This is a genomic window from Paenibacillus sp. 01L418, assembly GCF_056400045.1.
Genome location: NZ_JBFTSN010000051.1, coordinates 19437 through 27805, shown reverse-complemented (window position 1 = coordinate 27805; position 8369 = coordinate 19437). Strand labels below are relative to the sequence as shown.

The following is an 8369-nucleotide window of genomic DNA, read 5'->3' as shown; positions in this document are numbered from 1 at the left end:
CTTCAACTTTCCCCGTTGTAATCAGCTCATGCAGCTTCTCAACGGATCGATACCCAATATCATAGGTTGGCTGGTCTATCGTCGTTAGCTTAGGTATAAACATATTAGCCATTCGGATATTGTCAAAACCTACGACAGACATTTGCTCAGGTACGGATTTGCCATTGTCGCGCAAATATGAAATCGCACCCATCGCGAATTCATCCGAAGCTGCAAAAACGGCCGTTAATTCGGGACAACGAGTGAACAGTCGTTCAGCTGCATCATAAGCATGCTCAAATCGATGTATAGCAAATTCAATGCAATTCTCGTTCTCTGAGAGGTTATATTCCTGAAGCGCCTTCTTAAAGCCCGTATATCGCGGCTCACCGGAGATTGTGATTCCTAAAGGAAAACCAATCATACCTATGCGGCGATGTCCTGCTTCAATTAAATGTTTGACCGCATCATACGCACCCTGCTCATCATCAATATCAACGGAAGGAATATCATACTCCGGAGCATTGGTAGAAGCTAGAACGAATGGCAGACGATAGCGCTGCATCTCCTCGTAATATTCTTCATGCAAAGAATCACTCGTAAATATGATGCCATCTACCTGCTTCTCAAAAAAGCTTTGCACATAGGCGATCGTCCGCTGCTTGTCGCGGTCTGTATTACAGATCATCAGACTATGGTTCAGCATAACAGCCGCATCCTGCATTCCGCGTATTAAGCCGGCATAATACGGATTTTCTATATCCGGAATCATAACGCCAAGCGTGTCTGATTTTTTGTAAATCAAACCTCTGGCAAATCCATTCGGCTGGTATTGAAGCGCCTCAATAGCTTCCAGCACCTTGATACGTTTCTCTTCCACTACAGTTTCCGGCGCATTCATGACCCGGGATACGGTGCTTATGGACACGTTAGCGTATTTTGCTACATCGCGTATAGTCGATTTCATAATGGCACGCCTTTCTTGATGAGTAAGAATGATGTAACATGCGCTAGTTTGAATTTTATTATAATGAGTCATGTTTCACATTTATGAAAGTGCTTACTGAAAAGCTTTTCTGAAAACCTTTTCAAACGTAGTATAACTCCCTTTTGCGCATAAATCAACCTAAAATTTTGCATGTTTGTCCATTTTATTTATGCCAATTGTTGCATAACTTTAGATAAGACGGCTGCTTTCGAGCTTAACGGTATCTTTTAAAATAGTCATTAATGTAAAGCTTCATGCTGGTTATCTTAAGCAAGTGGCTAGACATTTAAACTAAATTTCATAACCTTATCTAGACAAAAAAAGCGTCAATCAGCGAGACTATCCTCACTGATTGACGCTCTATAGTAATTAAACAGCGTACATACGTTCACGAAGCGCTTTAACCTCAGCACTTTCAAGGTACTCGTCATAAGTCATCATCCGGTCGATTACACCGTTCGGCGTAATTTCAACGATGCGGTTAGCGATCGTTTGTACGAACTGATGGTCATGCGAAGTGAACAAAACCGTACAATCCGTATCTGTCAAACCATTATTCAGAGCCGTAATGGATTCAAGATCCAAGTGATTCGTTGGCTCATCCAAAATAAATACGTTCGCGCCCTCAAGCATCATCTTGGAGAGCATGCAGCGAACTTTCTCGCCTCCGGACAACACGCTTGCTTTCTTCATTGCATCATCGCCCGAGAAGAGCATACGGCCAAGGAATCCGCGAATAAAGGTTTCATCCGGATCTTTTGAATATTGACGAAGCCATTCCACAAGGTTCAAATCAACACCATCAAAATATGGTGAGTTGTCTTTCGGGAAATAAGCCTGCGATGTTGTTACACCCCATGAGTAGCTGCCAGCATCCGCTTCAACTTCACCAACAAGCAATTGGAAAAGCAAAGTCTTAGGCAAGCTGTTCGGTCCAACAAATGCAACTTTATCGCCTTTATTAAGAGCGATCGTCAGATTGTCGATCACTTTCTCGCCGTCGATCGTTTTGGTCAAGCCATCAACAAGCAGGAGCTGCTTGCCCGCTTCACGCTCACCTTTGAAGAGGATAAACGGATATTTACGGTTAGATGGACGAATATCATCAAGCGAAATTTTCTCAAGAAGCTTCTGTCTCGAAGTTGCTTGTTTCGCTTTCGATTTGTTCGCACTAAAGCGTTGAATAAACGCCTGCAATTCCTTGATCTTGTCTTCCTTCTTCTTGTTCTCACCGCGCATCAACTGCAAAGCAAGTTGGCTGGATTCGTACCAGAAGTCATAGTTGCCGACATACATTTGGATTTTGCCAAAGTCGATATCCGCAATATGTGTACATACCGTATTCAGGAAGTGCCTATCATGGCTGACTACGACAACAGTTCCTTGGTAATCGGCAAGGAAATCTTCCAACCAGCGAATGGACTCAATGTCCAAGTGGTTGGTAGGCTCATCGAGCAATAGAATGTTCGGTGTGCCAAACAATGCTTGAGCCAGCAATACGCGGACTTTCTCATTGCCGCTTAGCTCAGCCATTTTCTTATCATGCAGGTCAGGAGTAATACCAAGTCCATTTAGCATCTCTGCTGCTTCAGACTCAGCTTCCCAGCCGTTCATGTCTGCGAAGTCAGCTTCAAGCTCACCTGCACGCATGCCGTCTTCATCAGTGAAGTCTGCTTTTGCATACAAAGCGTCCTTCTCCTTCATTACTTCATAAAGACGCTTGTGACCCATCATTACCGTCTCAAGTACAACGGACTCGTCGTATTCATAATGGTTCTGCTTTAGAACGGCTAGCCGTTCACCCGGCGTTATATGCACTTCTCCGTGCGATTGCTCAACTTCACCGGATAATATTTTCAAAAAGGTCGATTTGCCCGCGCCGTTAGCGCCGATCAAGCCATAGCAGTTGCCTGGCGTGAACTTAATGCTAACATCTTCAAAAAGCGCCCGCTTCCCGTAACGGAGCGTTATGCCACTTGTACTAATCATTCGTTTAATCCCGTCCTTCACTACAAAATCACTTTATCTTGATCTATTATACCACAGTATGCAAGGAAACCGAACCTTCTTTTGCCTTTGCCTTAGCATTTGGATAGACAATCCAGCAACGAGGATTACTTTTAATTCATAGATCTCACGATAAAAAAACCTTCCTCCATGCGACTTTGATACAGTTGTCGCATTAGGGAAGGTTTTTAGCAATACACTATGAAGCAGTGATGTCTTTTTTTAAAAGATTAATCCCACTTCAGCTTAACTTCATTGCCCGTGCGGGATGATTCATATATTGCGTCAAGAATACGGTTATTTGTATAACCTGAAAGTGCAGACGTAATCGGCTGCCTGCCTTCGCGAATGCAATCGACAAAATGACGGCTCATTAGAATCCGATCCTCTTCGCCCTCTAGCGGAGTGATGTCGCTTTCAACGACTTCATTGTTCTCATGCGTAACATACTTGCCGTTATTGCCAATGATCGCTACGCCGCCCTCTGTTCCCATCAAATGAATAAATGGATCTTCCGGCAGGAAGGCTGAATGTGCAGCCCAGCTAACCTCAAGCGACAAGGTTGCTCCATTATCAAGTTTAATAAGCGCCGAGGCAAGGTCCTCAACGTCATAGTACCCGTCCCAATTTGGCGTACCCCATGTTCCTGTACCAAGACGGTTAGGACCAAATTCTGCATAAGTCGATCCGTATACGGAAACAGGCTTCGGATTGCCCATGAGATAAAGCGAAAGATCGAGCATATGAACTCCGATGTCAATTAGCGGGCCGCCGCCTGCTTGGTCTTTGCGAGTGAACCATGAGCCCCAGCCGGGAATGCCCTTTTTGCGGAACCAGCCTGCCTTTGCGTTATAGATGTGGCCTACATCGCCGTTATCAATTCGCTGCTTAAGTGCGCGGCTTAGTCCAGTCCAGCGCATTTGATGCGACATCATTAGTATTTTACCTGATTTCTCAGCTTCCTCTACGATTAGCCGCGCTGCTTCGGAATCAATGGCCATCGGTTTCTCCAGTAGAACATGCTTGCCTTGCTTCAGTGCTTCAATAGCAAGCTCGGCATGAAATTGGTTAGGCACACCAATAACAACTGCATCGATCGATGAGTCTTCAAGCAGCGATTGCGGGCTTGGATGTACCGTTTCAATACCGTACTCAGCAGCACGCTGCTCAGCAAGCGGAAGGTAAGCGTCCGTTACAGCAACAACATCGATACCTTCGACTTTATTGAATGTCTGCATATGTATACTACCGATTGCACCTGCACCGATAACGCCTAGACGAATGTTTGCATGAATCATTCCTTGCTCCTCCTTATAGGTACCTTGCTTCGTAAGATAAGCTTAGATTTGCGCATGCAAACCTAAGCCCCCTAAAATTATTCCACTATGCATACTTATACTTAGCAAGTATAACGGGTTCTCTTACCGTCGTCATTGCTCGAATTTGGCAAACCTTTGTCCTCGTTTGTTATTTCCCGGACATACGCCAAGTCTCGCCATGCGGCAGAACTAGAATTCGCTCGTCAGAAATACATCGTTTTCTGCGTTCAGCCTCCAAGCGATCAAGCGCTTCACGAGGCGTATCATCCGCAAGCTTAAACGCACCATAGTGCATGGGAATAAACCACTTGGCATCCAAATCATCGAAGGCTTGGAGCGCTTGCTCCGGCGTAATATGCTGCGGCGCCATGAACCATTCCGGCTCATAAGCTCCAATCGGCAATAACGCTACATCAACCGGGAAGCGGCGGCCGATCTCCTTGAAGCCTTGAAAATAACCGCTGTCCCCCGCGAAATAAATAGTCGGAAAATCAGATATGACTGGCCGCTCGACGGAAGCTGTACCACTAAAAAACGGACAACTCCGAGCAGCTGCCGGCTCGGACGCGCTTGCGATTTGCGCTCGCGACTCTGCAGCTGATTCCATTCCGTCACCGGCCTCAAAAGTATCACGAACATGACTTACAAGCTTCTCGCTGCGTGATGCTGGACGCTCAATGACAAAGCCTCCCCAATGCGAGCTATTCGTATCCCATGGATTGCGGCGAGTCGAATGCTGTGAAGGCACAAAAGTGAATTTTACGCCGTTATACATAACGGATTCCCACCAGTGCAGCTCCTTAATTCTAAGAAAGCCCTTCTTGCGAAGCTTGGCACCTAGTCCTGCAGGCACAAGCAATTGTCTAGCGCCAACCAGCCTGCGCAGCGAATTTATATTTAAATGATCATAATGAGAATGCGATATTAGCACGATATCAATAGGCGGAACGTCCTCTACCTTGATACCCGGCGCTGAAAGTCTTTTTTGAAATGCCATTTGAGTCGACCACACAGGGTCTGTAATAATGTTCAATCCGCCGAACTGAATAAAAAAAGTGGAATGCCCTACCCAAGTAATAGAAGGCCATTTTCGGTTATTCTCCAAGTATGCGATGTCAGGTTCAACATTCGGAACGGTGAATGAATAATCTTTCATTCTCAGCTTGCGAATGCGTTCCTGACGCCATCTTTTGAACTGCTTCATTGAAGTGTGCTGCTCGATAGGATCTATATTAGCAAATCGTTTTAACTTCAACCGTCCATCCCTCCTTCGCATTCATTTCTTGTTTTATTAAGATACCAAGCCAGCGGTACTCAATGCAAATATGTTATTTATGCGAAATCATCCACGCACTCGTATGACAGTCTATCCAGAAATGTGAATTAGAGACAATCTCTCGTTTCATCGTTCGCATCCTAACATAAAATCAGTTACACTTGGTTATAAAGCATTTACACATAAGATTACGCTTTCGACGCAGCATTTGTTACATAAATGAAGCAGATGAGCGTCTAAATATCAATTAGCCCAGGAGGTTTCCTTATGAAACTAATTTCAATAGAACCAACGCCGAGTCCCAATTCCATGAAGCTGAACGTCGATGAGATGCTCCCTCGCGGACGCAGACTCACCTACAAAGCGAATGAAGCAAGCGACGCTCCTGAGCTGCTTCAGCAGCTTTTGCAAATAAACGGAGTGAAAAGCTTATTCCGTACAGCTGACTTTATTGCGCTTGACCGCAAGCCTGGAGCAGATTGGGCAGCTATACTCGCTGAAGCAGGACAATTGCTGCAGAAGGTTGCTGATGGCGACAACGGCGAGAACAGCGGGAAAGGACCTTCAACAAGCTTTGGCGAAGCACAGGTGCTCGTTCAAATGTATCGCGGCATTCCGATGCAGGTGCGCGTAAGAATGGGAGACATTGAGGCACGTTCAGCGCTCCCGCCACAGTTTGGCGAGGCGGTTAACCTTGCCGCTGGCTCTGGCATGATTCGCGAGCGCAAGCTGGAGGAGTTTGGCGTTCGCTACGGAGAGCCCGAGGAAATTGCAGCTGAAATTGTACGCGAGCTGGAAGCTTCCTATTCGAGTGAGAGATTGGACACTCTTGTGCAAGCAGCTATTGAGCAAGGGAATGCTGGTGCTGAAGGAGAAGCTCCAGCTGTCGTAAGGCCAGCTCCGCTAACTTTTGAACAAGCGCAAGAGCAGTTCGCCTCACCGGATTGGCAGGTTCGTTACGCAGCATTGGAGCGATACGTTTCCGCTATAGAAGGTTTGCCTCTGCTTGCACAAGCGATAAAGGATGAGAACACATCCATTCGTCGTCTTGCCGTTATCTATCTTGGCGATCTGCGAGCGCCTGAAGCGCTGCCGTATTTGTTTATGGCGCTGCGTGATTCCTCAACTTCCGTTAGAAGGACGGCTGGCGACACGCTGTCTGATCTTGGTGATCCCGCTGCGGTTGGACCGATGATTGAATCGCTCCGTGACAAAAACAAGCTTGTCCGCTGGCGCGCGGCACGCTTCCTCTATGAAGCAGGAGATGAATCTGCGATCGATGCGCTGCGTGAAGCTGCTAACGATAATGAATTTGAAATTCAGCTTCAAGCCAAAATGGCGCTTGAACGGATTGAACGCGGTGAAGAAGCAGCCGGCTCTGTATGGCAGCAAATGACCGCGGCGAGAAAAAATGAGCAATAATTGATTTACTCCAATAGGAAAGGGGGTGCAGAAATGCACCCCCTTTCCTATTGGAACAAAATGAGGTGCAGCCCTCTGCACCTCATCCTATTATTTCGTATATTCCAGCTGAAGATTAACAAGAAGTGATTGATCGCCAGCATAAGGCTCATAGCTTGCCCGATAGCCAACTGCTACGTTTATACGTTTGAAGGCAGCCTTTAAAGCTGCTGGGAATTGATCACCTTGCTCATATCTGAATGACAGGCTCCCTGCCTTGGAATCAAGCGCCGATTGTATAACTTGATTCAGCTGCGCTGAGCTTGATACCGTATATTCCGGTTCAAGCCAGTGCAAGCCAAGTGCGATCTTCAGCCTGCTGAAGCGGCTGCGCTCCGCCTTTCCCCCTTGCTTCTCCAACTCACGAATCGTATCCGCATAGGAGACGTTTGCAGCAGGATAAGTTCTAGTCCACTGGTGATCAACGCGCAGTTCCTCATCCGTTCTCAAATAATAGTTATAACGAATCGTACTCTCGCTTGGCGAAACTTTTTGTGCCGTGATTTGGCTTCCTGCTGATGCTGCTGCGACCGGATCATCCCAGGTTAGATCCAAATGGTACCAAACACCGTCTACCTGCACCATATTCCATGCATGCTCGCCCGTATTCACAGTACCCTCTGCGATTAAAACCGTCAGTCCCGCTTGCTTCAGCATTTTATAGCCTAGCAATGAGTATCCTTGACACACGGTTTCTCCGAGTGTCACCGCATCATAAGCAGTGTAATGCTTCAATGTTTTATCATACTCCACATGGCTAACGACCCAGTCGTGAATGGCTTTTATTTTCTCATGCTCATTCATTCCCGGCTCTATTATAGATTGGAGCGCCTTTGCAACGGTGCGATCTACAACTGCCGTTTGTTCCAGTGTCTCGCGGTATCTGGCTTCCAGAGCAATCGTCGATTTATTTCCCCAGCTGCGAATGGTGTAGATGTAGGATTCAAGAATGTAGGCTGAATAATCATCATGCTTTAAAGCAGCACGAATGACCTCTGTCATTTTCTTCGATAGTTCCTGCTTGTCCCCCGTGTATGTCACTGAAAACCGCTCGGACCTGGCTTTGAAATGTTTAGCAAGCTCGAGCTCCAAGCGCTCCATCTTATTCGTTTCATCCAAGGCGGCCACCTCCTCCGACTCTGCTGCCGCCGGAAATAAATCCAGCTTGAGGTCAAGACAAAATGCAGCTACTACGATAACGACAACCACCAACAATTTAGAAGCTACTCTACGCATTCGAACCTCCTTAACAATAAGTGAAAGAAAGCAACCATTTATCGGAAACTTCTTCACATTTATATTTTCAACTAGAAGGGATGCCCGCTTATAAGCTAGCAGC

6 protein-coding genes are annotated in these 8369 nt (G+C 46.4%); 1 reads left to right on the top strand and 5 read right to left on the bottom strand.

Annotation, left to right across the window (positions count from 1 at the left end):
- The 4 genes from AC1DSE_RS09950 to AC1DSE_RS09935 form a co-directional block, all read right to left on the bottom strand.
- The coding region (locus AC1DSE_RS09950; protein ID WP_477527638.1) for a LacI family DNA-binding transcriptional regulator at positions 1–946 on the bottom strand (946 nt) is incomplete at its 3' end.
- A 390-nt stretch (positions 947–1336) separates the two neighbouring features.
- Positions 1337–2956 (bottom strand): ABC-F family ATP-binding cassette domain-containing protein, encoded by a 1620-nt coding sequence (locus AC1DSE_RS09945; RefSeq protein ID WP_477512371.1) that lies wholly within the window; start codon positions 2954–2956, stop codon positions 1337–1339.
- A 248-nt stretch (positions 2957–3204) separates the two neighbouring features.
- Positions 3205–4272, bottom strand: coding sequence for a Gfo/Idh/MocA family protein (locus tag AC1DSE_RS09940; protein WP_441908444.1), 1068 nt, complete (start codon positions 4270–4272; stop codon positions 3205–3207).
- A 169-nt stretch (positions 4273–4441) separates the two neighbouring features.
- Complete coding sequence (locus tag AC1DSE_RS09935) at positions 4442–5569, bottom strand: MBL fold metallo-hydrolase (RefSeq protein WP_477527637.1); 1128 nt, start codon at positions 5567–5569, stop codon at positions 4442–4444.
- A 267-nt stretch (positions 5570–5836) separates the two neighbouring features.
- Between AC1DSE_RS09935 and AC1DSE_RS09930 the strand changes: the two genes are divergently transcribed.
- The gene (locus AC1DSE_RS09930; protein WP_477512372.1) at positions 5837–6991 is read left to right on the top strand and encodes a conserved virulence factor C family protein; all 1155 of its coding nucleotides are present in this window, start codon (positions 5837–5839) and stop codon (positions 6989–6991) included.
- 90 nt (positions 6992–7081) lie between these two features.
- Here the strand turns inward: AC1DSE_RS09930 and AC1DSE_RS09925 are convergent, their stop codons facing one another.
- Positions 7082–8266, bottom strand: a complete 1185-nt coding sequence (locus tag AC1DSE_RS09925; RefSeq protein WP_477512373.1) for a transglutaminase domain-containing protein — start codon at positions 8264–8266, stop codon at positions 7082–7084.
- Between the last annotated feature and the right edge of the window lie 103 nt (positions 8267–8369).

Bases quoted from the DNA above. Each gene is read 5' to 3' on its own strand.
- AC1DSE_RS09945 (WP_477512371.1), bottom strand. From the start codon at position 2,956: ATGATTAGTACAAGTGGCATAACGCTCCGTTACGGGAAGCGGGCGCTT.
- AC1DSE_RS09940 (WP_441908444.1), bottom strand. From the start codon at position 4,272: ATGATTCATGCAAACATTCGTCTAGGCGTTATCGGTGCAGGTGCAATC.
- AC1DSE_RS09935 (WP_477527637.1), bottom strand. From the start codon at position 5,569: ATGCGAAGGAGGGATGGACGGTTGAAGTTAAAACGATTTGCTAATATA.
- AC1DSE_RS09930 (WP_477512372.1), top strand. From the start codon at position 5,837: ATGAAACTAATTTCAATAGAACCAACGCCGAGTCCCAATTCCATGAAG.
- AC1DSE_RS09925 (WP_477512373.1), bottom strand. From the start codon at position 8,266: ATGCGTAGAGTAGCTTCTAAATTGTTGGTGGTTGTCGTTATCGTAGTA.